22 protein-coding genes are annotated in these 25908 nt (G+C 66.0%); 11 read left to right on the forward strand and 11 right to left on the reverse strand.

Features of this window, described 5'->3' with window-relative positions:
- Positions 1-211: 211 nt before the first annotated feature.
- Complete coding sequence (locus EAV90_RS16440; protein WP_129144009.1) at positions 212-3865, reverse strand: AsmA family protein; 3654 nt, start codon at positions 3863-3865, stop codon at positions 212-214.
- A gap of 130 nt (positions 3866-3995) precedes the next feature.
- Complete coding sequence (locus EAV90_RS16445) at positions 3996-5225, reverse strand: cytochrome P450 (RefSeq protein WP_129144010.1); 1230 nt, start codon at positions 5223-5225, stop codon at positions 3996-3998.
- A 131-nt stretch (positions 5226-5356) separates the two neighbouring features.
- Here EAV90_RS16445 and EAV90_RS16450 point away from each other — a divergent pair, with 131 nt between their 5' ends.
- Together EAV90_RS16450 and EAV90_RS40610 are read left to right on the forward strand one after the other, a co-directional pair.
- Complete coding sequence (locus tag EAV90_RS16450) at positions 5357-5968, forward strand: TetR/AcrR family transcriptional regulator (protein ID WP_129144011.1); 612 nt, start codon at positions 5357-5359, stop codon at positions 5966-5968.
- Between the two features lie 39 nt (positions 5969-6007).
- On the forward strand, positions 6008-6295 hold the full coding sequence (locus EAV90_RS40610) for a hypothetical protein (protein WP_245509541.1): 288 nt from the start codon (positions 6008-6010) through the stop codon (positions 6293-6295).
- A gap of 8 nt (positions 6296-6303) precedes the next feature.
- Here the strand turns inward: EAV90_RS40610 and EAV90_RS16460 are convergent, their stop codons facing one another.
- From EAV90_RS16460 to EAV90_RS16480, 5 genes are all read right to left on the reverse strand, one after another.
- Positions 6304-7233 (reverse strand): helix-turn-helix transcriptional regulator, encoded by a 930-nt coding sequence (locus EAV90_RS16460; protein WP_129144012.1) that lies wholly within the window; start codon positions 7231-7233, stop codon positions 6304-6306.
- Between the two features lie 368 nt (positions 7234-7601).
- Positions 7602-8897 carry an MFS transporter gene (locus EAV90_RS16465; RefSeq protein WP_129144013.1) on the reverse strand — a complete coding sequence of 432 codons (1296 nt, stop codon included), beginning with the start codon at positions 8895-8897 and terminating at the stop codon, positions 7602-7604.
- Positions 8898-9147: 250 nt separating this feature from the next.
- Entirely contained in the window at positions 9148-10125 is a 978-nt protein-coding gene (locus tag EAV90_RS16470) for a hydroxyacid dehydrogenase (RefSeq protein WP_129144014.1), read from the reverse strand.
- Between the two features lie 12 nt (positions 10126-10137).
- A complete protein-coding gene (locus EAV90_RS16475) occupies positions 10138-11991 on the reverse strand; it encodes a TRAP transporter large permease (RefSeq protein ID WP_164936969.1) in 1854 nt (617 codons plus the stop codon).
- A 22-nt stretch (positions 11992-12013) separates the two neighbouring features.
- On the reverse strand, positions 12014-13045 hold the full coding sequence (locus EAV90_RS16480) for a TRAP transporter substrate-binding protein (RefSeq protein ID WP_129144015.1): 1032 nt from the start codon (positions 13043-13045) through the stop codon (positions 12014-12016).
- A 424-nt stretch (positions 13046-13469) separates the two neighbouring features.
- Here EAV90_RS16480 and EAV90_RS16485 point away from each other — a divergent pair, with 424 nt between their 5' ends.
- Positions 13470-14945 carry a caspase family protein gene (locus EAV90_RS16485; RefSeq protein ID WP_129144016.1) on the forward strand — a complete coding sequence of 492 codons (1476 nt, stop codon included), beginning with the start codon at positions 13470-13472 and terminating at the stop codon, positions 14943-14945.
- A 133-nt stretch (positions 14946-15078) separates the two neighbouring features.
- Here the strand turns inward: EAV90_RS16485 and EAV90_RS16490 are convergent, their stop codons facing one another.
- From EAV90_RS16490 to EAV90_RS16500, 3 genes are all read right to left on the reverse strand, one after another.
- On the reverse strand, positions 15079-15444 hold the full coding sequence (locus EAV90_RS16490; RefSeq protein ID WP_129144017.1) for a hypothetical protein: 366 nt from the start codon (positions 15442-15444) through the stop codon (positions 15079-15081).
- Positions 15445-15476: 32 nt separating this feature from the next.
- Complete coding sequence (locus EAV90_RS16495) at positions 15477-16799, reverse strand: Spy/CpxP family protein refolding chaperone (protein WP_164936966.1); 1323 nt, start codon at positions 16797-16799, stop codon at positions 15477-15479.
- Between the two features lie 99 nt (positions 16800-16898).
- Positions 16899-18323: an FAD-binding oxidoreductase gene (locus EAV90_RS16500; RefSeq protein ID WP_122402006.1), complete on the reverse strand. Its 1425-nt coding sequence runs from the start codon at positions 18321-18323 to the stop codon at positions 16899-16901.
- A gap of 83 nt (positions 18324-18406) precedes the next feature.
- Between EAV90_RS16500 and EAV90_RS16505 the strand changes: the two genes are divergently transcribed.
- Positions 18407-18913 (forward strand): thioesterase family protein, encoded by a 507-nt coding sequence (locus EAV90_RS16505; protein ID WP_122402005.1) that lies wholly within the window; start codon positions 18407-18409, stop codon positions 18911-18913.
- A 56-nt stretch (positions 18914-18969) separates the two neighbouring features.
- Here EAV90_RS16505 and EAV90_RS16510 read toward each other — a convergent pair whose 3' ends face one another.
- A complete protein-coding gene (locus EAV90_RS16510) occupies positions 18970-19143 on the reverse strand; it encodes a DUF1328 domain-containing protein (protein ID WP_008556598.1) in 174 nt (57 codons plus the stop codon).
- A gap of 235 nt (positions 19144-19378) precedes the next feature.
- On the opposite strand from EAV90_RS16510, the gene EAV90_RS16515 reads away from it, so the two are divergent.
- From EAV90_RS16515 to EAV90_RS16545, 7 genes are all read left to right on the forward strand, one after another.
- The gene (locus EAV90_RS16515; protein ID WP_129144019.1) at positions 19379-21946 is read left to right on the forward strand and encodes an ATP-dependent helicase; all 2568 of its coding nucleotides are present in this window, start codon (positions 19379-19381) and stop codon (positions 21944-21946) included.
- A gap of 8 nt (positions 21947-21954) precedes the next feature.
- Positions 21955-22242: a type II toxin-antitoxin system HicB family antitoxin gene (locus EAV90_RS16520; RefSeq protein ID WP_129144020.1), complete on the forward strand. Its 288-nt coding sequence runs from the start codon at positions 21955-21957 to the stop codon at positions 22240-22242.
- 88 nt (positions 22243-22330) lie between these two features.
- Positions 22331-22747: a hypothetical protein gene (locus EAV90_RS16525; protein WP_122402002.1), complete on the forward strand. Its 417-nt coding sequence runs from the start codon at positions 22331-22333 to the stop codon at positions 22745-22747.
- Positions 22747-23415: an OmpA family protein gene (locus EAV90_RS16530; protein WP_129144021.1), complete on the forward strand. Its 669-nt coding sequence runs from the start codon at positions 22747-22749 to the stop codon at positions 23413-23415. The genes EAV90_RS16525 and EAV90_RS16530 overlap by 1 nt, the downstream gene beginning before the upstream one ends.
- A gap of 170 nt (positions 23416-23585) precedes the next feature.
- A complete protein-coding gene (locus tag EAV90_RS16535; protein ID WP_162500174.1) occupies positions 23586-24104 on the forward strand; it encodes an Mpo1 family 2-hydroxy fatty acid dioxygenase in 519 nt (172 codons plus the stop codon).
- Between the two features lie 28 nt (positions 24105-24132).
- A complete protein-coding gene (locus EAV90_RS16540) occupies positions 24133-25164 on the forward strand; it encodes an NAD-dependent epimerase/dehydratase family protein (RefSeq protein WP_129144022.1) in 1032 nt (343 codons plus the stop codon).
- Positions 25165-25191: 27 nt separating this feature from the next.
- The gene (locus EAV90_RS16545; protein WP_028178310.1) at positions 25192-25818 is read left to right on the forward strand and encodes a methyltransferase family protein; all 627 of its coding nucleotides are present in this window, start codon (positions 25192-25194) and stop codon (positions 25816-25818) included.
- Positions 25819-25908 lie beyond the last annotated feature (90 nt).

Genomic DNA, 25908 nt, shown 5'->3' on the forward strand with positions numbered 1-25908 from the left:
TTGGCACGCCGTCCCGCCGCTCGCGGCGAGACGCCAAATTCCTCTGGGAACCGACGCTAGAGATGAAACGCGAGAATTCAGTAAAATCGGCAAATCAGTTTTGCCGACGAAAATTCCTTCAAATGCGAGGGAATGGGTTAACCGGCGGGCAAGGTGCTTCACCTCTCCCGTAGCGAGAGGTGAATCGAGCCCAGCCGCCAACGCTGTCGCCTCACGGATTCTGCGGCGTCAGCACCAGCGGCGGCTTTGGCCTGGGCTTGGGAGGTGGCGGGCCGGGGGCAGGCTTCACGTCGATCGGCGGCGGCAGCGGCGCGGCCTGCTGGCTTGCGAGCGGCGGGCTCGTGAGTGGAGGGCTTGTGAGTTGAGGGCTTGTGAGTTGATGGCTTGGCGCGGCGGGAGCGGCCTGCGGCGCCTTCGGCGTCGGCGCGGCCTTCGGCTTGGGCGGCGCGCGGCGCGGATCGCGGCCGGGCAGCGGCACATCCAGCAGCGGGGGCTCCGGATCGGGCGAGACCAGCGTCGGCAGCGCGGCAGTGGCCGGCGGCGGCTCGCCGCGCTCGATGGCATCGAGCCGCCGCGTCTCCCGATCGATCGTGCGCACCGCAAGCCATGACGACAGCGGCGCGAGGTCGATGGTGCGGCTCAGCTTGTCGGGAGGCCCTGCCGCGAACAGCTGGATCTCGGGCGGTGCGCCGGAGAGGCCGGTCATGATCGGCGTCAGGCTGGCGCGAATGTCGGCCTGGTCGGCGGGAATGTCGTAGCCGCCGGAGACGATGGCGCGGGCGTTCTTCGCTTCCAACGGCGTCGCGCCGACGCGCAGGCGGCCGTCGCGGATCGTGAACGGAATCTGCGCCGAGGGCACCGCAATGGGACCCGCCGACAGCGCGGGCTCGACCAGCTGCCGCAGCCGGTTGTCGTCACTGACCTGGCCGCCGTCGCTGGCGCGGATGGCGATCTCGAAGGCACGGGGATTGAGGCCGGTGATCTCGGCGGACTCGAGCGTCACCGTGCCGTTGCCGGCGAGCGCACCGGTCAAGGCCGCGACGCTGCGACCCTGGCTGGTCAGCGCCATCTGCACCGTGGCGCGCCCCTTGGGCAGCGCAAGGTCGCGATAGCGCAGCGCCGCCGCGTCGACATTGCTGAGCTCGACGCGCGCGTTCAGCGCAAGACCAGCCGCGCCATTGCGCGCGTCAAGGCTCGCGGACATCTCGCCGCCGCCGAGGCCGCCCTTGAGCGCATCGAGCGCGAGCGACTGGCTGTCGCTCCGGATCACGCCGCCGAAGGGGCGCAGCTCGATGCCGCCGGGCAACGTTGCGCGCAACGCCTGGAAGGCGATGCGGCCGCGCCAGCCGCTGACGAGTCCTGCACTGAGCGGCTCGCCGGACTCATGTCCGGCCGCGCCGATGGCGATTGCGAGCGCCGGCGCCAGATCGAGCGAGTCGAGACCGACCTCGCCGTCGACGTTCTTGTCCTGATCGAGCGTCACCGCGAAACGCCCGCGCAGATGCGCGCCAGCCGCGCTGCCGTCGAGATCGTTGAAGGTGAGGCGGTTGCCGGAGAGCGTGAGGCGCGAGGACAGGCTGACGCCCTGCATCGACTTGTCGGTCGTGCCGGTCCCGAACAGCGGCGCGAGGTTGACGTTGCGCACGCGCAAATTCACGCTGCCTTTGGGCTCCGACAGGTCGACGCTGCCCTGCGCGTCCGCATCAAGGCCGCCGCCGCTGAGCTTTGCGTTCAATTGCATTGGACGGTGCCAGGCGCCGCTCAGCCGGCCTTCGAATTGCGAAGCGCCCTCGCCCGCGGCCGCCATGCGATCGAGCCCGAGCAGCGCCAACAGCACGCCGGCCTGCGGCGCAGAAACTTTCGAGTCCAGCGTGAAGTCGCTGTTGCGCAGGCGGTCGAGGTCGAGGCCGCCGATGGCGGCGGCCGGTGTCTGCGCCGCCAGCGTCGCCGTGGCCTTCAGCTGCGGTGCGTCGAGCTCGAGCGCGACGCGGGCATTGCTGCGATCCGTATGCTCGGCGTTCTTGTCGAGGCTGAGATCGAGCTTGATGCGGGTCGCGCCAGGCAATGACGGAAGGGCATCGAAGCGCGCGCGCACCGCGGGCGCGAACGGCTCGATCAGCGCGGTGAGCTCACGCAGCGAATTGGCCGAGGATTTCAGCGCGAGCTTGCCGGTGGCGTTGGTGCGGTCGAAGCTGCCGCTCGCCTCGGTGGTCACGCCGCCGGGCTGGCCGAAGCGCAACTGCTCCAGCGACAGCGATGCTGGGCTGTAAGAGAGCTTGGCTGCGAACGGCCGCAGCTCCTGGCCGGCGGAGATCGCGCGGCCGATATCGAGCGAGAGCTTTGCCTCCTCCGGCCACTCGCCCTGCGGGCCGGCGAGCGCGCGCACGAAGCTCGCGGCGGCATCGAGATCGAGCCGGTCGGCCCTGAGCGCCGCATCGATCCCCGAGCCCTTGCTCGCGCCTGTCTGCACGAAGGCGATGCGGCCTTCCACCGCCCCGCCGTCGATGTCGGCCTTCAGCCTGTCTATGGCGAAATGATTGGCGGCGATGGTCACGTCGCCGGCGAGGCGCAGCGGCCGCGTGCTGCGGCGGTTGATCTCGCTGCGGCCCTGCAGCCAGGCCACCAGCGTGTCGGGGTCTGAGGACTCGACGCTGAGCCGGCCGCTGAAACTGTCGGCGCCGGGAGCTGCGCCGTTGAGCGAGAGCTGCGTCATGCCGGGCGCGCGCAGCTCGAGCCGCCGGAAGGTCCAGGACCTGCCGTCGGTCGCAAGCTCGGTCGCGATGTTCTGGAGCGGACGGCCACCGAGCATGATCTGATCGGCATTGAACTCGATCTGCGCCGGGATCGGCACCTGCGGGATCGCCGCGAGCCCAGCGCGTAGCGCCGCCACGACGCGCTGCGGATCGGCATCGTCCTTGGCGGTCAGCCTGTCGGCATCGACCTGCCGCGCCGACAGCACCGCGCGCAGCAGCGGCGAGGCGCCGAACCTGAGATCGCCGACGCCGCCGAGCTTCAGCGCAGTGTCCTCCGTGCCGAAGCTCGCGTCGATCTGATCGAATTTCGCGCCGGCCGGATCGGCCTTGAGCCTGGTCGCGAGCTTCCAGGGCGTCGGCCCCACCTCGCCCGCCTTCTTGGTCGCGGGCACCGCGAGCGTCAGCGCGCCGTCGAATTTCGGCTGGCGGTTGTCGAAGGCTAGCACGCCTTCGAGATCGGCGAGGATGGCGCGCTCGCCGGGATCGACGTTGAGGTGGAGACGGGTCGCGCTGCCGTCGGCGCTGGGGCCGGAGGAGACGCGGAACGGGTAGCGCACTCCACGAGTCGTGAAACTGCCGTCGCCCCGCACCGAGCCTGCGAGCGAGCGCACGTCGCCTGAGAAGGCAATGTCGTTCAATTCCAGCGTCGAGCGGCTGGCGGCATCATGCAAGGCGATGCGGCCGCTGAGGTTCAGCCGCTCGATGGCGAGGGACGCCAGATTGAAGGTGCCGCTCGCGGTGGACGGCAAATCGACCCGCCCGCGCGCATCGAGGCCAACATCGACCGCCATGCCGCCCACGGAAAGCTCGGTGGCACGCCATTCGCCGCGCATCAGGGAGCCCAGGCTGAACTCGACGTCGAGCTTGTCGGCGCGCAGGCGGCCGAGATCGTTGTTGCCGCCGAAGGTGACGGCGCGCAGCCGCAGCGTCGGCGTCGGCAACAGCCGCGCGTCGAGCTCACCCCCCACCCGCACCGGCACGCCGATGATCTTGCCAGCCTCCGCCTCGAACTGGGGCCTGAACTGGTTCCAGTCGATGTAGTAAGGCCCGATCAACGCTGCCAGCAGCGCAATGATGAAGGCAATCGCCAATCCGAGCAGCGTCGTCTGCACGGGTCTCCCCTCGGCCAAACCGGCCCGGGCCGAACCTGAGGGCCTCAGGAGCGCCGGAACAGCCCCTTATATAGGGGGAAGTGTGGCGAAGTCACAGCGACTGTTGCACGCGGAGGTTAACGCGCGGCCCTCACCAGCTCGCCGGCAGCCGCTTCAGCCCGCGCAGCACGAAGGTCGGCCGCCATTCCGGGTTTTCGACGTCATCGATGCGCAAGTCCGGAAGCCGCCGGAGCAGCGTGGCGATGGCGATCTCGGCCTCGATGCGCGCCAGCTGGGCACCCAGACAGAAATGGATGCCGCCGCCGAACGACAGCGGCTTGACGTTCGTCCGCGTGACATCCAGCCGGTCGGGCCGATCAGGGTAGACCGCGGGATCGCGGTTGGCCGAGCCGAGCAGGCACAGCACGGTCTCGCCCTTGGGAATCTTCACGCCGCCGAGATCGTCGATGTCCTCCAGCGTGACGCGCCCGGTCATCTGCACCGAGGAATCGTAGCGCAGGAATTCCTCGATCGCACCTTCGATCAGCTCCGGCCGCGCCTTGAGCAGCGCAAGCTGATCCGGATTGCGGTGGAGCGCGAGCAGGCCGTTGCCGATCAGGTTGACCGTGGTCTCATGGCCGGCGCCGAACAGGAGGATGATGTTGGCGGTCAGCTCGTCGTTGGTGAGCTTGTGGCCGTCCTCCTCGGCCTGCACCAGCTGGGTGATGAGATCGTCGCCGGGACTGCGGCGGCGCAGCTCGAACAGCTGCTGGAAATACATCTGGGCCATCAGGTTGCCGGCGTTGCCTTGGCTGATCTCCTCCGGAGACAGGGGCACAGGGTCGAGCAGCCGCCCGCCGTCGCGCGAGCTCTTGTAGAACACCTCGCGATGTTCCTCGGGGATGCCGAGCATGTCGCAGATGATGGTGACAGGCAGGCGGAAGGCGAAATCCTCGATCAGGTCCATGTGGCCGCGGTCAATCACGGCATCGATGGCCTGGTCGACGATCTCCTGGATCCGCCGCCGCATGTCCTCGACGCGGCGGGCGGTGAAGGCCTTGACCACGAGGCCGCGCAGGCGGGTGTGGTCCGGCGGATCGGCTTGCAGCATCCAGTAGCTCATGCTGCGAAACACCGGCTCCTTCATGATCTCAGGACCGTAGCGGCGCGTGGTGCGCTCGACGAAATCCTTGCCGAAGCGCTTGTCGCGCAACACGAGACTCACTTCGGCGTGGCGGCTGGCGACGAACTGGCCGAACGGCGTCACATGGATCGGATCGATCGTGCGCAGCCGTTCATAGTGCGGATAAGGATCGCGGATGAAATCCGGCGCGAGCGGGTTGAACAGCGGTCCGCCGGCGGGTTGCACGTGCTCGTTCATGGTGACCTCAGATCAGTTGCCGCATGACACGAATACGCAAGGCTGCCCTCAATCGCCCGGCGTAACCATCCCTGAAATTATCAACTCGATACATTGTTGTATCGAGTTGCAGTCTGCCCTAATCTGCGCCGATGTCAAGGGTGAGAACCAGACCGACCAGGGACGACACGCGCGACAAGCTGTTCGAAGCGGCCGCCCGCGTGTTTGAAGAAGACGGCATCGGCGGCGCCAGCATCGAGGCGATCGCGGCGGCGGCGGGCTTTACCCGCGGCGCGTTCTATTCGAACTTCAAGAGCAAGGACGAACTGATCATCGCCATGCTCGAGGACCACGTCGAGCAGTCGATCCGGCGCAACCTGGACATCCTCGCGCAGCACGACAATCTCGACGACTTCATCGCGGCGCTGAAGGCGATGGATCGCAGCCGACAGGATCCACTCGGCCGCTCGCCCCTCCTCCACATGGAGATGATCCTGTTCGTCGCGCGCGCCGAGAAGCGCCGGCCCGAACTGGCCAAACGCCTGCGGGCGCGACGCAAGCTGGTCGCCGACATCGTCGAGGCGACATTGAAGAGCAACGGGCGCAACGACAATCTGAATCCGCCCTGGATCGCCTCCGTCGTGCTCGCGCTGGAGGATGGCTTTCGCCTGCACCGGCTGATCGATCCGGAGACGACGCCGGCCGACAGTTTTCTGCGCGCCATCACGGATCTCAGGCGCAGGACGGGGCTGGCTTCCGCCTAGCAGGCGGGCTGCGGGATTTGTCGCAGGATCGGACAAGCCATGCTCGCTTTGGGAAAGACGCTTCGATCCGCGCCGCGCCACAAACAAGACCCCATCGTTCGAAGCCAGGGTTCCGTCCTGCCAGAGTTCCCGAGCGGCGCAGCCACGCCGACATCCCTTGTCGAGGCCCTGCGGGCGGTCGTGATAACAGGCGCTGAATCAAACAAGGCGTGCGACGCGGCTCTGTTCAATCTAGCCAACCTTGCCGAAGGCATCGGCCATCCGCCGGACGAGATGTTTGCGGCGCGGCGCGCTGCCTACGCCATCTCCCGGACCAGGCGCCGCTGAGCGGAAGCTCAGGTTTCGCTGTCCAGCGCGCCCTGCGCCTCACGGCGCCACATTCCCGGGCTGATGCCGACCACCGAGGAAAACACGCGCGTGAAGTGGCTTTGATTGGCGAACCCGGCCGATATCGAAATCTCCGCCAGCGACAGCTCGCGCGCCCTCATCAATTGCTTGGCCGTGTCCACGCGCTGACGCAGCAGCCATTGGTGCGGCGGCAGGCCGGTCGAGACGCGAAATGCGCGGGAAAAATGACTGACGGAGAGATCGAACTCGGCTGCGATCTTCTCCAGCGAGAGCTTGCCGCGGAGATCGGACTCCAGCCTTTCACAAGCTCGCTTCACCTGCCAGGCGGCAAGGCCGCCGCGCGCCGGCTCGGCGGCGCGCCGCAAACCGCCATAGGTCGTCGCAACATGTGCGGTGAGCGCAAGCATCATGTGGTCGATGAAGAGCTGGTTGGCCTCTTCAGGCTGCCGCAACGCCGCCAGGAACGATGCGCCGAGATGGCGGACCGTCACATCGTCATGGCCGACGCCGGGCTGATAGGCGAGCTCACCGATGCGCGGTGCGCCGGCTTGCCTCGCCATGTCGTCCAACGCCGACCGGGGCAGATGGAAGAACAGGGAATGGAAGGGCTTGTCGATCACGTAGCGCGGATCACGTTTCAGATCGTACAGATAGGTGGCGCCGGCGCGGATATCGCTCTTGACCACGCATCGGCCGCGCTCCCAGCACTCGCAATCGGCGAAATCGCGGAATTTGAGGCTGACGAGATAGGCGTCCTCCGCGGGCATCGACTCGGAAAGACGCGTCATGGGATGATCATCGCGGGTTTCGGTGACGGCGAGCTCGGCGCTGCGCAGCGAACGCGTGACCAGCGTCGGCGGCGCATCCTTCAAATGCAAAAATCGTTCGAGCTTCTGCGCGAAGGCGCCCTGTGCCATGGGATGCATCTCTATGTGAGGAGATTGGGGAGCGCAGCGCCACCGCCAAATCAGATTCAATTATCCGACATCGGCAAACGACGGTCCAGACCTGCGCGTTGGAACCGTAGCCGAGTGACTGCTGCCGCATCCCTTGTCACAAGGCGTTTTCACAAGAGATTTCAACGGATCTCGCGGGATCTCCGTTCAATGCTTCGACAGCTCGTCGTCTGTCGATCGTGCGTTTGTGAAAGCGCGTCGGCGTCTACTTGGACCAAATGCCGGCCAGCGGTGAATTTCCCCGACGCCCGAGCGTGAGCATCGAGCGCCGGGTTCGCCGTGAGCGTGGACTTCTTGCTGGCTTCATTGCATCTTGATGCGCACGCAACCTATTCGGATCCTGCTTCGAGCTCGTGCAGCCGGCCGGCCACGGCCCGCACCTTGCGCGGCGCGGCCTGCCAGATCGCGAACGCCGACAATCCGCTCACGACCATTGCGACGGCGAAAGCCAGCGTGTAGTCACCGGCGCGATCATAGAGGAAGCCCGTCACCCACGGTCCGGCCGCACCACCCGCCAGCGCCGCCAGCATGATCGTGCCGAAGATGCTGCCCTGATGCCTGCCTTGAAAAATCTCGAACACCACCGCGCCCATGATCGAGGTGAGGCCGTAGCCGAGCGCGCCTTGCGTGAACACCATGAGATAAACCAGCCAGAACGAAGATTGATACTTCAGCGCGATCAGCGCAGCGAAGCAGACGACAAAGCCTGCGCAGCTGATCGCCCAGACCCATTCCCGGCCAATGCGATCGGAGACATGCCCCAGCGCGATCTGGCCGGGAATGCCGAGCAGGCTGACGACGCCGAGTGCCCACACCGCAACGCTGGGACTGAAGCCGATGTCGAGCAGGAATTTGGTCTGGTGCACCTGCACCGCGTACCAGATGTAAAGGCCGCAGAAATAGCCGAGCGCGATCCACCAGAAACGCGCGGTCGTGACGGCGCGTTGCAGCGTCCATTCGGTGCCGGCCCAGACCGGATCGACGATGTTGGAGACGGATTTCGTCGCGCCTGCGGCCGGCGCGGCATCGCCGTCCGGCTGAAGGCCGATGTCCTCGGGGCGCTTGCGCAGCAGCAGATTGATCGGCGCCAGCGCGATCAGGACGAGCAGTCCCATCGCCGTGCAGGCGGTGCGCCAGCCGGTCTGTTCGATCATGTGCTGCACCCACGGCAGCAGCGTCACGGAGCCGATGCCGACGCCGGCGAAAGCGATACCGATGGCGAAGCCGCGCTTGCGGATGAACCAGTTCGGCAGAAACAGCGACTGGCCGGAATAACCGAGACAGACGCTGCCGGCGCCGACCATGACGCCGATGGTCACATAGAGATGCCAGGGCTGGCTGGTCAGCGGTGCGAGCAGCAGCCCGCCGCCCATCAGCACGACGCCGAGCTCCATCACCGCGCGCGGACCAGCGCGATCCATCAGGCGGCCGATCAGCGGGCTGACCACGCCCGACACCACGAAGCCGAAGGAGAAGGCGCCCGCGGTGACGCCGCGCTCCCAGCCGAATTCGGAGATGATCGGCGGAAAGAACAATGAAAAGGCGGTGCGCGCGTTGACGCCGATGGCCATGGTGACGAAGGTCACGGCGACCACGACCCAGCCGTAGAAGAACGGAAGCCGCATGGTGTGCTTATTTCATCCCTAGACGGTACTCTCGGACCATCTTGGGATATTGCGGTCAAGCGCTTTTCGCGCATGCCCGCTGCGCGACGTGACGTCAAAGTTTGGGCGCCAAAGCTTGCACAACGTCATGGCCGGGCTTGACCCGGCCATCCACGCCTTGCCCCAGCACAGAGAACGTTGGCGTCAATTTGTCGCCAATCCAGTTCAGAAGGACGGGACGTTCAAGACGGTGGACCGGCTGTAGGGCAGCTCAGGGCCGGCGCGTCCAGCGCTCGGCGTTGACGGCGCCTTGCGGCACCTCGCCCCGCACGATCGCTTCCACCTGCCGCACGGTTTCGAGCGACTGGTATTCGATGGCCTGCGGCGTCAGTCCGCCGACATGCGGGGTGGCGATGACGTTGGGAAGCCTCGCCAGCTCGGGTGTCGGCATCTGGTCGGGAGCGCGGCCGACATCCATCGCCGCGCCGGCGATGCGGTTTTCGCGCAGAGCGCGGGCCAGCGCCGCTTCGTCGACGAGATTGCCACGGGAGAGATTGATGAAGACGGCATGCTTCTGCATGCGTGCCAGCGCCGCTTCGCCGATCAGGTTCTCGGTCTGCTCGTTGGCGATAGCGAGGCAGACGACATAGTCCGATGCGGCGAGCAGCTCGTCGAGGCCGACTTGCCGGATTGCGCTGTCGCGGACGGCCGCAAAGGGATCGGAGACCAGCACCTCCATGCGCAGCACCTTTGCGATCTCGGCGAGATAGCGCCCGATACTGCCATAGCCGATGATGCCGATCCGGCTGCCGGCGAGCTGGCGGCCCATCCGCGCCTCGGGCTTTCGCCCGGCCCGATAGTCCGCCGTGGTCCGCGACACGCCGCGGGAGAGATCGACCATGAAGCCGAGCGCGAGCTCGGCCACCGCTTGCACGAAGCCGGGACCGGCGCGGGTCACGAGCACGCCAGCTTGTGAAGCCGCGTCCACGTCGACGTTGCGGATGTCGACGGCGCAGCGGACCAACGCGCGTAGGCGCGGCAGTTGCGCAAAGATCTCGCCGCGTCCTTCCGTCATGCGATCGGCGACGATGATGTCGACGTCTTTGGCGGCGCGCACGAGGCCGGTTGCGTCCAGCGGATCATCGCCCTCGTGCAGGACCACCTCCGCGGCCGCGCGCAGGCCGTTCAGGCTACGATCGCCGTAATAATTGCGCCGCATCTCCGGGGTGTGCGCGAGCAGGACCTTCACGACAAAACTCCTTCAGTAGCCGAATGCCCGCGGCAGCGCGGTCGAGAGCCATGGCACGAAGGCGATGACGAGCAGGCAGAGGAACAGCAGGCCGAGATAGCCCATGATCGGCTTCACCGTCTGCTCGATCGGCACGTTGCCGATCAGGCAGGCGCCGTAGAGGCCGAGCCCGAGAGGAGGCGCGAACAGGCCGATGCCCATGGCGATGACGAGAACGACGCCGAAATGCAGGGGATCGACGCCGAGCTGCACGGCGACCGGCAGCAGCAGCGGCCCGAAGATGATCAGCGCGGCCGCGCCCTCCAGCACCGACCCCATCACGATCAGCACGGCGATCGCGAGCAGGATGAACAGCCAGACGCCCGAGGTCTTCGACAATCCCAGCATGAAATCGCCGACCGCGTGCGGCACCTGCTGCAAGGTCAGCGTGAACGCGAGCGACTGCGCGGCAGCGACGATGAACAGCACGAGACCCGCGCGCGTCGCCGCCTGGACGAAGCTATGCGCGGCCGATTTGAAGCCGAGCTCGCGGAACACGGCGCTGCCGACGACCAGCGCATAGGCCACGGCGAAGGCCGATATCTCGGTCGCGGTGGCGAAGCCGGTCTTGAAGCCGAAGAAGATCATGAAGATCAGGCCGAACGCGGCGATCGCACCGCTCCAGAGCCCGGACACCGGCGCCTGTGGCGCAACGTCCTCGGCCTCCGCCGGCCGCTTGCCGAACATGATGGACACCGCGATCAGGACCAGCGCCATCAGCGCCGCCGGCAGCAGCCCGGCCATGAACAGGCCGCCGATCGACAGGTTCGCCACGAAGCCGAGAATGATCAGGTTGATGCAGGGCGGGATGGTCTCCGCCATCACCGCGGAGGCCGCCAGCAGCGCCACCGCGCCGCCGGGGTTCTGCCTGGAACGGCGCGCCGCCGGGATCAGCACCGAGCCGACCGCGGCGACATCCGCCATCTTGGAGCCTGATATTCCCGAGAACAGCACCATCGAGGCCACCATCACGACGTTGAGGCCGCCGCGCATACGCCCTACCGCGCGCTGCAGCAGCTCGATCAGCCGCAACGACATGCCGTTGGCTTCCATGAGATAGCCGACGAGGATGAAGAAGGGAATCGCGAGCAGCACGAAATTGTCGATGCCGCGCGCCATCTGCTGGGCGAAGATGACGCCGGGCAGCGCGCCCTCGACCCAGATGAAGATCAGCGCGGCGAGCGCCAGCGCGAAGCCGATCGGCAAACCGCCGAACAGGGTTGCAAAGAAGCCGATCAGCATCAATGTGCCCGCCGACGGCACCGAGGCTGGCAACAGATAGTCCCAGGCGAGATAGAGGCCGGTCACGACGATGATCGCAGCGAGGCCCCTGAAAATGTCTGGGAACGGCCGCGCGCAGAGATGATCGATTGCGAACACCGTCATGAACAGCGCGCCGATGCCCATCGGATAAAAGGTCAGCTCCAGCGGCAGGCCGGAACCGGTGGTCTGGCCGGCGGTGAGCGAACCCAGCTTGATGGCGTTATAGGCGACGTAGCCGGAGATCAGCACGATCAGCAGCGCGCTGGCGGCATCGACCAGCGTCTGCAGCCGCAGCGGCAAGAGATCACGGAAGAAGGAGACGCCGACATTCTCGCCGCGCGCGAGTGCGCTCGCCGCACCGAAGAAGGCCGAGCCGACCATCAATCCGCGCGCGACGTCGTCGGACCATTCGACCGGTGCGTTGAAGAAGAAGCGCAGCAGCACGGAGGCGCACACCACGACGAGATCGGCGGCCAGCAGGACGGCCGCGATCGCATCGCTGACGCGAAGCAGCAGGGTGATGCTTCCGTGGCGGCCGCCCGAGACGGGCACGGCGGCCGACATTGCCACGTCGGATTTGGTCATCTCAGGCTTGCGTCGCGCGGATGATGTCGATGACGGCCTTGGACTCCGGCCGCGCCTTGATGAAGTTCTCGGTCTGCGGTGCGACGCGCTTCTTGAAGGCCTCGCGGTCGCATTCGGCCGCCGTCACGCCTCTCTCGGCCAAGGCCGCGAGCGCCTCCTTCTCGACTGCGAGTCCATGGGCACGGGTGTCTGCTGCGGCCTTCTTTGCGGCATCGAGAAAGCCCTCGCGCAGCTTCGGATCCATGCGGTTGTAGGTCATGTCGCTGAAGTAGATCGCGAGCGGCGAGAAATTGTGCTGCGTCAGCGCGTAGAATTTCGCGGTCTCGAAGAACTTGCTGGCGAGGATCGTCGGCGGATCGTGCTCCAGGCCATCCAGTACGCCGGCCTGCAACGCCGTGTAGATTTCGCCGAACGCCAGCGGCGTGGCGGCCGCGCCCATCAGGCGCAGACATTCGGTGATGACGGGATTTGGCAGGGTGCGGATCTTGAGCCCGGCGAGATCCTCCGGCGTCTTCACCGCCTTCTTCGCCAGCACGCTGCGCGAGCCGAAATTATACGCCCAGGCGATGATGCGGATGTTGCCGCCCCTAAGCAGCGCGTCCTCGATCGGCTTGGCGGCGCCGGCGTCGAACGCCTTGGTCTGCTGCGGGAAGCTCGAGAACAGGAAGCCGAGATCGAAGGTGCCGACCAGCGGCACCAGATTGGCCGAGATCGACGAGCCCGACACCATGAGGTCGATGACACCGAGCTTCACCGAATTGATGACGTCGATCTCCTGGCCGAGTTGGTTGTCGGGAAAGAAGGCGACCTCGACTTGCTCGCCCAGCCCGTTCGCCTTCAGGTTTTTGACGAGATTGTCATAGTAGACGCGGCCGTTGGCATATTTGGGATCGTTCGGCAGCGACGAGGAGCATTTCAGCTTCAGGGTCGCAGCTTCGGCGCGCCCGATGATGGCGGGAGAGAGCACGAGGCCGGCGGTGACCGCCGCCGATGACTTGATGAACGCGCGACGGTTCACGGGCACGATGGTCATGGTGCGGTCTCTCCCCGATTCTTTTTGTTCGCTGCGGTCGTTGCCGCAGGCTGTCGCGGGACTGTATGGTCAAAGCGACGGCACAGGCAAGCGTGGCGGCTAGCCGTCGCGGAGCAGTGCGTGGTGATCATCGGCAGTGCGGCCACACGGTGAAACGACGGGATTTTTCCGGAAATCATCCCTGAGGATCGGCTTGCCGGCCGATGTCCGAGCAGGACGCCGTCGCGCACGTTGGGCATCGATCCAATTGGAGCATGGATCGATGCGCAATTCACATGGATTGCCCCGAACCGATGCTGCGCCTTCGGCAGGCTCCCTGCCCCATTTTGCCGCGGCCCCTGCGTGATCCAGCGCACAGACGGCTTCATGGCGCAGACCTACAAAAAGTGACATCATCGTGCGCATTGCCGATGGAGGTGACATCATGCGCCATCCAGTCCTTTGCAATTTGTTCCTTGCCTCCGGTCTTCTCGCACTCGCCCAATTGATGACGCCAACGGAGGCCGCCGCGGAAGCGCGGCTTGCACTGGTGATCGGCCAATCCGCCTATCGCACCGTGCCGGAACTGCCCAACGCCGCCAATGACTCCAAGGCGATGACCGAGCTGCTTGGCAGTGCCGGCTTCACCGTCACCACGGCCGCCAACCTGGCGCAGACCGAGATGCGCGCGGCGATCTCGGACTTCGCCGGCAAGGTCGGCGCCAGCGGCGCCGACACAGTCGCGCTGGTGTTCTATGCCGGCCACGGGCTGCAGATCGACGGCGAGAACTATCTGGTGCCCGTCGACCTCGACCCCAAGCGCGAGGCCGACATTCCGCTCCAGGGCGTGCGGCTGAACGATCTGCTCAACACGCTCGGCGCACTGCCGACGCGGGCGCGCATCTTCATGCTCGATGCCTGCCGCAACAACCCGTTCCCCGCACTCAGCGGCGCCGGCCACGGCCTTGCGATCGTCGACACCAAGGCCGGCGCGCCCGGCTCCTTCATCTCCTATTCGACCTCGCCCGGCGCCGAGGCCGAGGACGGCAACGGCATCGACAGCCCCTACACCACTGCTGCGTTGACCATCGCCAAGCAGCCCAATCTGCCGATCGAGGAGGTCTTCAAGCGCATCCGCGTCGCCGTGGCGCAATCGACCGACGGCCGGCAGATCCCCTGGGAGAGCTCGTCACTGACCACCGACTTCAAGTTCTTCGGCGACAGCAGCGGCAGTCAGCCTGCTATTCCCGGCGCATCCGCGATGGCGTTCGCCAGCGGCACGCGCAGCGTCGCGGACTGGCGCAAGGATTTGCAGGGCAAGGATGCCAAGGCCGCCTATGAGCTCGTGATCGCGGATGACACCGTCGAAGCGTATCAGGCTTATATCGAGCTCTACGCGCAGGCTTCCTACACGCCGCGCCTGCGCACGGTGCTGGAGCGCCGGCGCCAGATGCTGGCCTGGGAGCGCGCGGTCGCCGTCAACACCCGCGCCTCGTTCGAGGCTTACCTCGCGAACTGGGACAACAGCGATCTCGCGGCAACCGCGCGCCGGCTGCTGCTGCGCGTACAGAACCGCAACTATGCCTTGCCGGTTGCCGCCGCGGCGACGCCTGTCGCGGTCGCGATGGCTCCGACCTGTCCGTGCTCGGCGCCCACGACACCGGCAACGCCGGTCAACCCGGCGGTCGCTCCCGTCATCAAGAAGCGCGTCGACGACACGCTGCCGAAGCGCAAGGTGGTCGAGACGCCACCCAAGCGACGACCGCCGTCCGACCAGGTGGTCTACGATCGCGCGCCGCCGCCGGATCGCGGTCCGCCGCCCGAGGCTGTCATGCAAGGCATCGGCATCGGTGTTGGTATCGGCCTCGGCATGGGAATGGGCGGCCGCGGCGGAGACTATCACGATCGCGGCCGGTACTGAGGGTACCACCCGCGCGGACCTTGCCGTCGATGGCCGGCGACGAACTCTCGTGCCCCGGACGCAGCGCAGCAACGCCACGCGTTGCAGCGCGTCCGGGACACGGATCCCAAAGGCTATTCGTGGCCCTGCACTTTCACTGCACCAATGTCGGATGATCCCGCGCTAACGCCTCCCGGATCCAGGCCGCCTGGATTGCACGTGAGAGGATCTGTGCGGTCTTGATGTCCTCAGCCTTCATGCAGAGGTCGACGATGCGGCGCACCGCATCGTCGCGCATCAGATCGTCGGCGATCTTCATCGCGATTTCCATCGCGACGCGGGCCGCCCGTTCGTAGCGCTCGCGCTTGCCGGTCTGCGCGGAACCTGCGACAGCTTCGGCGCTCGCCCTCGCCGCCTGGCAGATGTTGCGAATTCGCGCGACCGCGTCGATGTCGCCGACAGGTCCCTCGACCGGCTCATCCCAGATGTCGGCCGGCTGCCGCGTTGCGAACCACTTCATTGCCCCACCCTTGATTTGATTGCTCGCGACGTTCAGGACATGCGACGCGACCCGATCGCCTCGAACTGCGCCTTCTGCTCGTCGCTCAGCGTGGCATAGAAATCGTCGAGCGCCGCGCGCACCGACTTGATCCCGTCCAGCATGACATCGAGGCGCTTGCGGATCGCGGCCATGCGGGCAGGCGGTGTCATCACATCATTGGGCTCGCAGGCCGCCTTGAGCGATGCGCTGACTTTGGCGCTGGTGTCCTGGAGCACCTGGAGCGCCGCGCGCTGAGTATCGTTGGGCCGAACTCTTTCCTCGATCGTGGCGCCGGGCCAATCGAACGCGGCGGACACGCTGCAATTCTGTACCGGCGATCCGCTCGCATTGTTCGATGCCGTGGCACGACGCTGATCCTCGGCCAGCGCGTTGAAACGTGCCTTCTGCTCGTCGTTAAGCGAACCATAGAACGTCTCGAGCGCGGGCTGGACCAGATCGACCCCCTTCTCCATCGCCTCGACACGCTGCTGCATCGCCGCGAGCCGGCCCGGCGCAGTCGCTGCGGCCTGGGTCGGACAGGACGCACGGATCAGCGCTGCCGCGTCGATCGAGGCGTTGCCGAGCGCATCGAGAGCGGCGCCCTGCGCATCCGTCGGCTGCACCGCGGCTGCAATCTGATCGATCGGCACACCGACGGTGGCACGGCGATCGCTGCCGCAGAGCTGATCGAGCGGCGCGCTGCGCGCCCGCCGTCGTCCCTGCGGCTGCTGCGGCAGATAGGCCGACAGGCGATCATAGCCGTAGGGGCCGAAAATGCCGGCATAGATGTCCGGATAGCCGTAGTCCCAGAAGCCGAGCCCGTCGCCCCAGACCGTGTAATCGTAGAGGTCGTTATAGGCGAACGGCCAGAACAGCGGTCCGACCCAGCCATAGCCGCCGCCCGCATGCTGCCACCATCCACTGCTCGCGCCGCTCCAGCCAGCGAGCGCGGCTGCCGCAGCGATCTGCGCGCGGGCCGCCGGATTGCTGATCAGCCGCCCGTTCCGGAATGCGCTGGCGTTCAGGGCCTTGCGGAAGTTCGCCGGCCGTATGGCGGCATTTCGGATCTGACCGAAATTCGGGCCGCCACGCCGGGCGCCGGTTGTGAACCGCATTCCACGATAATGCCCGCCGCCGTGCGCGTGCCCGCCGGCATGCCCACGGAAATGGCCGCCGCCGTGATGCCCACCGCCGTGCCCGCCGCCATGCCCACCGCCATGTCCGCCGCCATGGCCGCCGCCATGTCCGCCACCATGTCCGCCCTTGGCCAGCGCCGCACCCGCCAGCATGCAGGCAAAGGCCACCGCGGCAATTCGAATGACCGGTCGCACCATCGCACCCTCCCGCGCACAGCCTGCCATTGAGGCATCGGAACTTGGCGGGAATTGGAACCGGGAAGAATGCCTAAAGTTCCCGGGTCGTGCGGCGCGGTGCTACGCCTCCGGCACGATCTTGCCGGGGTTGAAGATGTTGAGCGGATCAAGCGCCTTCTTCAGCGCCCGCATCGCATCGAGCGCCTCGGGGCCGAGCTCGGCCTTGAGATATTTCTGCTTGCCCTGGCCAATGCCGTGCTCGCCGGTGCAGGTGCCGTCCATCGCCTGCGCGCGTTCGACCAGGCGATGCATGAACTCCTCGCCGCGCGCCATCTCGGCGGCATCGTTGGTGTCGCAAACCAGCGAACAGTGGAAATTGCCGTCACCGACATGGCCGACGATCGGCGACAGCAAATTGAGGCGCTTGAGATCCTCCTCGGTCTCGCTGACACAATCGGCGAGCCGCGAGATCGGCACGCAGACGTCGGTCGCAACCACGCCGATGCTGTCGCCGGGCCGCAGCGCCTTCACTGACCAGTATGCGTCGTGCCGCGCCTGCCACAGTTTTGTGCGGTCCTCCGGCTTGGTGGTCCAGGAGAAATCGCCGCCGCCGCATTCCTTCGCGATCTCGCCGAACGCCTTGGACTGCTCGGCGACCTCGATCTCGCTACCGTGGAATTCCAGCAGCAGCAGCGGCGTCTCGGGCAGCGTCAGCTTCGAGTACGCGTTGCAGGCCTTCACCTGTGCGGCATTGAGCAGCTCGATGCGCGCCACGGGAATGCCGGTCTGGATCGCCAGGATCACCGCCTGACAGGCGCCGTGCACGGTCTCGAACGACACCGCGCCGGCCGCGATGGTCTCGGGGATACCGCGCAGGCGAATGGTGAGTTCCGAGATGATGCCGAGCGTGCCCTCGGCGCCGACGAACAGATGGGTCAGATCGTAGCCGGCGGAAGACTTCTTCGCGCGCGTGCCTGTGGTGATGATCTCGCCATCGCCGCGTACCACCTTCAGTGCCAGCACGCTGTCGCGCATGGTGCCGTAGCGCACCGCATTGGTGCCGGAGGCGCGGGTCGAGGCCATGCCGCCGAGCGAAGCATCCGCGCCGGGATCGATCGGGAAGAACAGGCCCTGGTCGCGCAGATGCTCGTTCAGCGCCTTGCGAGTGACGCCGGGCTGGATCACGCAGTCGAGGTCCTCGGCATGCACCGCGAGCACCTTGTTCATGTCGCGCAGGTCGATCGAGATGCCGCCGGCGGGCGCGTTGACCTGGCCTTCGAGCGAGGTGCCGGTGCCGAAGGGAATGACGGGCACGCGATGTTTCGCGCAGATCCGCACCACATCCTGGATGTCGGCAGTTTCCTGCGCCATCACCACGCCATCCGGCGGCTGGTTGGGGATCCATGTGGTGGTATGGCCGTGCTGCTCGCGCACGGCCTGCGAGGTGATGAGGCGGTTGCCGAAACGTGCGGCAAGCTGCTCCAGCGCGCTTGCGAGGGCTTTCGGCTCCGGCCGCGGCGGATTATTGGTGATGGTCGTACCCACGGAATTCCTCCCGACAGAAGAACCGTGGCAAAGGACATAAAACCGGTCAAGTCAAGCGACCGGACGCATAGCTGGAAGGAACAATGCCGGAGACCGCCGCCTCAGCACCCAAAGCCGAGCCGTTTCGCACCTCGATCATGCAGATCGAGCCGCAGTGGATCGACTATAACGGCCATCTCAACATGGCCTACTACAATGTGATGTTCGACCGCGCGATCGACCAGCTCTGGCTCGAGCTCGGGATCGGGCCGACTTACATGAAGGAGCGAGGCGGCTCGACCTTCACCGCCGAATGCCACGTCCGGTACTTGCGCGAGATCCACCTCGGCGATCCCGTGCAGATTTTCGTCTGGCTGCTGGAGGCCGACGACAAGCGGCTGCACACATTCGAGGAGATGCGGCACGCAACCGAAGGCTGGTTGTCGGCAACATCCGAGAACATGTCGCTGCACATGGACATGACCGCGCGACGTGTTGCGCCATTTCCGTCCGATATCCGCGAGCGCATCGCTGCGGTCACAAAGGCCCACAGCGCCGTGCCGCGGCCTGAGGGCATCGGCCGAAGCGTGGCGATGCCGTCGAAGCGGTGACACCTAGCCCGCGTCGTAGTTCACCTCTCCCCGACGGGGAGAGGTGAAGATAGCCGCTATATCCTGTTGCGGCCGCGGGCGAGGCCGACCACGGCCGAGACCAGGAACAGGACAACTGCGATGAAGAAAATGATCTTGGCGATCTCGATCGAAGCGCCGGCGATGCCGCCAAAGCCCAGGATGCCGGCGATCAGTGCGATAACCAGGAACGTCACAACCCAGCCAAGCATGGTCAAACCCTCGTCTTGATGTCGTCTGCGTCGACGCGGCTCGCCGCGCCACCTGCCTGACAATCTCGACGCCGGAACGATAGTTCCGGCCCAGGCGGGAGCGAAATTCGCGCCCCGTGCTGGAACAAATCGGCCTGCCACGCACGTGGAAAACCCTTCCTGGCGCCCCCATATAAGCACCAATCCCTGTTAAGAAGGCTCCCTTCCGTCACCCCGCGGTGCCATCGTGGGGCCAATGATTCGCATGACCGAGCCGAGCAAGATCACAGGCGTACCCGACTACCAGCCCGCAGCCGGCGGCATCGCCGCGCGTGCGCGCGCCTCGGTGGGCCCGAAATACCTTTCCGGACTCAATCCGGAGCAGCGCGAGGCGGTGGAGACGCTGGACGGCCCGGTCCTGGTGCTGGCCGGCGCCGGCACCGGCAAGACGCGCGTCTTGACCACGCGCATCGCCCATATCCTGAGCCAGGGCCGCGCCCGCCCTTCCGAGATCCTGTCGGTGACCTTCACCAACAAGGCCGCGCGCGAGATGAAGCACCGGCTCGGCCAGATGCTCGGCCACGCCGTCGAGGGCATGCCGTGGCTCGGCACCTTCCACTCCATCGGCGGCCGCATCCTGCGCACCCATGCCGAGCTGGCGCAGCTCAAGTCGAACTTCACCGTGCTCGATGTCGACGACCAGGTCCGGCTGCTCAAGCAGCTGCTCCAGGCCGAGAACATCGACGAAAAACGCTGGCCCGCGCGGATGCTGGCCGGCCTGATCGACGGCTGGAAGAACCGCGGCCTGATGCCGTCGCAGGTGCCCTCGGGCGAGGCCGCAATGTTCGCCAACGGCAAAGGCGGCAAGCTCTATGCGAGCTACCAGGAGCGGCTGAAGATTTTGAACGCGGCCGATTTCGGCGATCTCCTGCTGGAGAACATCCGTATCTTCCGCGAGCACCCCGACATTCTCAGGCAGTACCAGCAGCGCTTCAAATTCATCCTGGTCGACGAGTACCAGGACACCAACGTCGCGCAATATTTGTGGCTGCGTCTGCTGTCGCAGGCGCCGGCGGCGCGGCCTTCGCAACATGCCGTCATTCCGGGGCAGGCCGAAGGCCCGAACGCGGAATCTGGAGATGAGTCATCAGTTCGAGATTCCGGGTCTGCGCCTTCGGCGCATCCCGGAGTGACGGTGGCTGCCGCGCCCCACACCAAGAACATCTGCTGCGTCGGTGACGACGACCAGTCGATCTATGGCTGGCGCGGTGCCGAGGTCGACAACATCTTGCGCTTCGAGCACGATTTCCCCGGCGCCAAGGTCATTCGCCTCGAGCGCAATTACCGCTCGACCGGCCACATCCTCGCCGCCGCCTCGCATCTGATCGCGCACAACGAAGGCCGGCTCGGCAAGACGCTGCGCACCGAGGACCAGGACGGCGAGAAGGTCACGGTCACGGGCTCCTGGGATTCGGAAGAGGAAGCGCGCGGCATTGGCGAGGAGATCGAGCAGCTGCAGCGCCAGGGCGAGAAGCTCAACGAGATCGCGATCCTGGTGCGCGCCTCCTACCAGATGCGCGAGTTCGAAGACCGCTTCGTCACGCTCGGCCTGCCCTACCGCGTCATCGGCGGCCCCCGCTTCTACGAGCGCGCCGAGATCCGCGACGCGCTGGCCTATTTGCGCGTCATCAATTCGCCGGCCGACGATCTCGCCTTCGAGCGCATCGTCAACACCCCCAAGCGGGGCTTGGGCGATGCCACCGTGCAGATGCTGCACGACCACGCCCGCAAGCGCCGCATCCCCTTGTTCGAGGCGGCGCGCGCGGTGGTCGAGACCGACGAGCTGAAGCCGAAGGCGCGCGGCTCGCTTCGCGATCTCATCAGCCAGTTCGACCGCTGGCGCGCCCAGCGCGAGGTCACCGCGCATACCGACCTCGCCCAGATCGTGCTCGACGAGAGCGGCTACACCGAGATGTGGCAGAAGGACCGTTCGGCGGACGCCGCGGGCCGGCTGGAGAACCTGAAAGAGCTCGTACGCTCGATGGAGGAGTTCGAGAACCTGCAAGGATTCCTCGAGCACATCTCCCTGGTGATGGACCGCGAGGGCGGCGCCGAGGACGATGCCGTGTCGCTGATGACGCTGCATTCGGCCAAGGGGCTCGAATTCGACAACGTGTTCCTGCCGGGCTGGGAGGAAGGGCTATTCCCGAGCCAGCGCACGCTGGACGAACAGGGCCGCGCCGGCCTGGAAGAAGAGCGCCGGCTCGGCCATGTCGGGCTGACCCGGGCGCGCCGCCGCGCAAAGATCTACTTTGCGACCAACCGCCGAATCCATGGCACCTGGTCGACCACGATTCCATCGCGCTTCCTCGATGAATTGCCCGCGGCCAATGTCGAGATCACGGAATCCAAGGGCGGCTCGGCCTGGGGCGGCGCCGGCGGCTACGGCGCCTCGCGCTTCGACGACATGGAGGCGTTCGGCTCCAGCTACACGACGCCGGGCTGGCAGCGCGCGCAGGCCAACCGCAACCGCGGTGGCGGACGCGGCGGCTTCGAGGAAGAAGCTGCGACGTTCTCATCCTCCTCATCGGCGGGCCCCGATCTCGGCAGCTTCTCCTCGCGCCGCCGCGGGCCCCTGACCATCGAGGGCGAGCTGGTGGCCAAGTCGACCGGCACCACCTCGGAATTCTCGTTGTCCGACCGCGTCTTCCACCAGAAATTCGGCTACGGCCGTGTCACCAAGATCGACGGCAACAAGCTCACCATCGCCTTCGACAAGGCCGGCGAGAAGAAGGTCGTGGACAGTTTTGTGCAAAGGGCGTGAGGCCCGATATGGCTCAGTACGTCGCCATCATCGAGGAAGCAGATCCGGACGCCGTCAGCCTGTGGTTTCCGGACCTGCCCGGCTGCATCTCCGGCGGCGACGATGTCGATGAGGCCCTCGAGAATGCGCCCGAGGCGCTCGCGCTCTATGCGCAGGACCTGATCGAGGACGGCCGCCAGCTTCCTTCGCCGCGGACGCTGGCTGAGCTCGAGGCCGATCCGGAATTGGCCGACGACCTCAGAAACCACACGGCCGTCCTGATCGAATGGCCTCCCGTGAACGAGACCACGGAGTGAGGACTGTTCGCCGCACCTGTCGAACTCTCGACAGTTCTCGCCCGAACGCCCCTTGACCACCGCGAACTTCCCCGTATCAGATAAACCCATGGTCCGGGGCTCCATCACATTGATCGTGCTTGCATTGGTTATGCCGTCGCTTGCGGCGGCGGAGACCATGAGCTTTGGCGATTCGATCGGGAAGCTGGCGACAAGCTGCGGCGCGGAAATCGTCGCCAATTGCCGCGGCGTCAACCCGGATTCGACCCGGTTGAAGGAGTGCCTGTCGCGCAACCGCGACGTACTCTCCCCGCAATGCGCGAGCGACTATCTCGGCGTCTTCGACGCCATCCAGAAGCGCATCGCCGCGCGCGTCACGGTGGCCAATGCCTGCCAGCGCGAGATCGTCAAGGTCTGCGGCGGCTCGACCAAGGAGACCAGCAAGTCGATCCCCTGCCTGGTCTCGACGCCCAAGGGCATCAGCAACAACTGCCTCAAGGCCGTCGACGACGCGGGGTATCGTTGATGCGCGCGAACAGGCTCTTCATTGCCGAAACGATTGTTGCGCTGGGGCTCGCTTTGTTTGCGGGCACCGCCGGAGCACAAACGGAGGCGCCGACCCGCGACGACATCGTCGGCAAGCTGAACCATTTCGAAGAAGCCGCCGAGGTCGATCTGCCCGCGCTGAAGCAGCAGGTGATGGAGCGCGCCAAGACCAGGATCAAGAACGATCCGGGACCGGTGAACCGGCCGCTGATCGCGCCTGATCTCGCCAAGCTGCCGGCCTTCAATGCGCAGATCCAGTTCGACGCCGATACGCCGATCATCCAGCCGGCGTCCTACCAGACCGTCGGCCGCATCGCGGACGCGCTGGTTCACTCCTCGCTGCTGCCCTACACCTTCCTGATCGTCGGCCATGTCGAATCCAATTCGAAGACGCGCGAGGCCAATGCGATCCTGAGCCAGCGCCGGGCCGATGCGATCCGCGACGTCCTGGTGAACACGTTCAAGATCTCGACCAAGCGGCTGCATCCGATCGGTCTCGGTGAGGAGCAATTTCTCGACCGGGCCAAGCCGACATCGGCCGTCAACGGCCAGTTGCAGATCCTGACCTATGCCAAGCTGCCCGAGGAGGCGCCGCGTCCGGCTGCGGCTCCTGCGCCTGCGGCGAAAAAACCCGCCAAGAAGCGCTGAGCGAACGCGATCTCGCAGCTGAGGAACCCCTTGAAGTGCTGACCATTTTGCAGCCTGGCCCCGGCGCGCGAATGCGGTTTCACGCGACAAAAGCGCCGGTTTGTGCACCGCCCGGTCCAGTGCTATAGCCAATGTTCGCCCTTCCCGACCCTGTGCTGCATGAGACCGAAATGGGTGGCTTTTTCCAGCGCCAACTTGCCGTGTATGTCGAGTACCATCGTGATCCCCGGAATACGGCGATGCATGTGGTCGGCATTCTGCTGCTGTTCACCGGCGCCGTACTGCCGCTGACGCTGGTCAAGCTTCCGCTGCTCGGGTTCAACGTCAGCCTGGCTGTGATCCTGGCCTTGCCGGTATTGATCTATTGGCTGCTGCTCGACGCGGCGCTCGGGCTCGGTATTCTGGCCGTCTCCGTCGTGCTGTTTTCGGTTGCGGCGACCATTGCGGCGCAAGTCAGCACCGCGTCGATGTGGGCGATTTTCGCCACGCTGGTGGTGCTCGGCCTCGCCGCGCAGGCCATCGGCCACAAGGTTTTCGAAGGCCGTGAGGCCTCGTTATTCACTTTTCCCTCGCATCTTTTGCTGGGGCCGATGTTCGTGATGGCAAAATTATTCATTGCATTGGGCTTCCGTCGCGACCTTGCCGCGATTCTGGCGCCTCTTCCGGCCAATTCCCTTTCAACCCGATAACTCCAAAAGCGAAACAGCAACCTCCTGCATGGCTCTCGTCCTGGTTACCGGTGGCAGTGGCTTCATCGGACATCACCTCGTAGAAGCGCTCCGCGCCCGTGGGCAGCGGGTCCGTGTTCTCGATGTCCGTGCGCCGACCGCGGCGAACGCGGACGTTGAACACGTCCACGGCTCGGTGCTGGACGGCGCCGCGGTCGACGCTGCGATCGCCGGTGTCGATCAGGTCTATCACCTCGCCGGCCTGCCCGGCATGTGGGTCGCCAACAAGCAGGACTTTCACGACGTGAATTGCCGCGGCACCGAAATCGTGCTCGCGGCGGCAATGAAGCGGGGCGTGTCGCGCTTCCTGCACTGCTCGACCGAATCGATCCTGTTTCCGTATTCCGATCTCAAAGGTGTTCCCGCCGAAGAAGCGCTGCAGCCGGCCGACGCGATGCCCGGCGCCTATACGCGATCGAAATCGCTCGCCGAGCACCATGCCGCCAAGGCGGCGGCCGCAGGCTTCCCGCTCGTGATCGGCACGCCGACCATGCCGATCGGCGCCGCCGACCACAATCTGACGCCGCCGACCGCGATGCTCTGGTACTTCCTGCAGAAGAAGGTGCAGCCGCATCTCAACTTCCTGGTCAATCTCGTCGACGTCCGCGACGTCGCCATGGGCCTCGTTCTGACCATGGAACGCGGGCGCCTCGGCCATCGCTACATCCTCGGCGGGGACTGCGTCCCGCTCGGCAACATCCTGCGCATGATGTCGGCGATGAGCGGCCGCCGGCATTTTCCGGTCGTCGTGCCCGGAAAGATCGCCGAGCTCTCCGCCATCATGCTCGAATACATCGCCGATCATGTCACCCGCCGGCCGCCCAACGGCACCGCCGAAGGCGTGCGCATCGCGCTCGCCGCGAGCGACCTCTCGATCGGCAAGGCGCGCACCGAGCTCGGCTATTCGCCGCGCCCGATCGAGCCGGTCCTGCGCGAAACCATCACCCATCTCCTCGCCCGCAACGGCCAGCAGCCCTCCGGCGCCATCGAGCATCCCGCGCTCTCCTCGCGCGCGAGCTGAGCCGCCGCCCAAACGCAAAGAACCTTCATGTCCTTCGATTTCAGCAAACTTCTCTCTGTCGCCTGGGGCGGTTGGACCACGACCTGGCCGACGCAACTGCTCGCCTTGATCTGGCTCGCCTGGCTCGCGAGCTGGGTCGGCGCCTCGTTCTGGCAAGGGCGCACGCAGAAGCAGGTGATGACTCTGGAGTCCGGCCGCTATCGCATTCCGATCCTGGTCGGCGGCATCCTGTTCACGCCGTGGACCGCCGAGGTGCTGAACGAAAAGCCGCTCTGGGTGTTCAGCAATACGGCCGTTTACATCACGGCGCTGATCGTGCTCGCCGGCATCTCCTTCACCTGGTGGGGGCGGCTGCATCTCGGCAAGTTCTGGTCGAACACCATCACTCACAAGGAAGACCATCGCGTCATCGACACCGGCCCGTACGGCATCGTCCGTCATCCGATCTACACCGGCCTGATCGCCGGCATGCTGGCCACCGGCATCGCGGTCGGCACGGTGACCGCGATCCTCGGCGCCATCCTGATCTCGCTCGGCATGTGGCAGAAGGGCCGAATGGAAGAGGTGTTCCTGTCGAAGGAGCTCGGCGAAGACGCCTACGGCGCCTATTGCCGCCGCGTCCCGATGATCATTCCGTTCCTGTCGCCGCGGTGAAGGCGTAGCAAGTCGCGCCACTTTCGTGTTCCCGGACGCTGCAACGCGTAGCGTTCGTCCCATGCAAATTCGATCGGCCGCCATTCCACG

The organism is Bradyrhizobium vignae (assembly GCF_004114425.1).
In the GTDB taxonomy this organism is placed as follows: domain Bacteria; phylum Pseudomonadota; class Alphaproteobacteria; order Rhizobiales; family Xanthobacteraceae; genus Bradyrhizobium; species Bradyrhizobium vignae.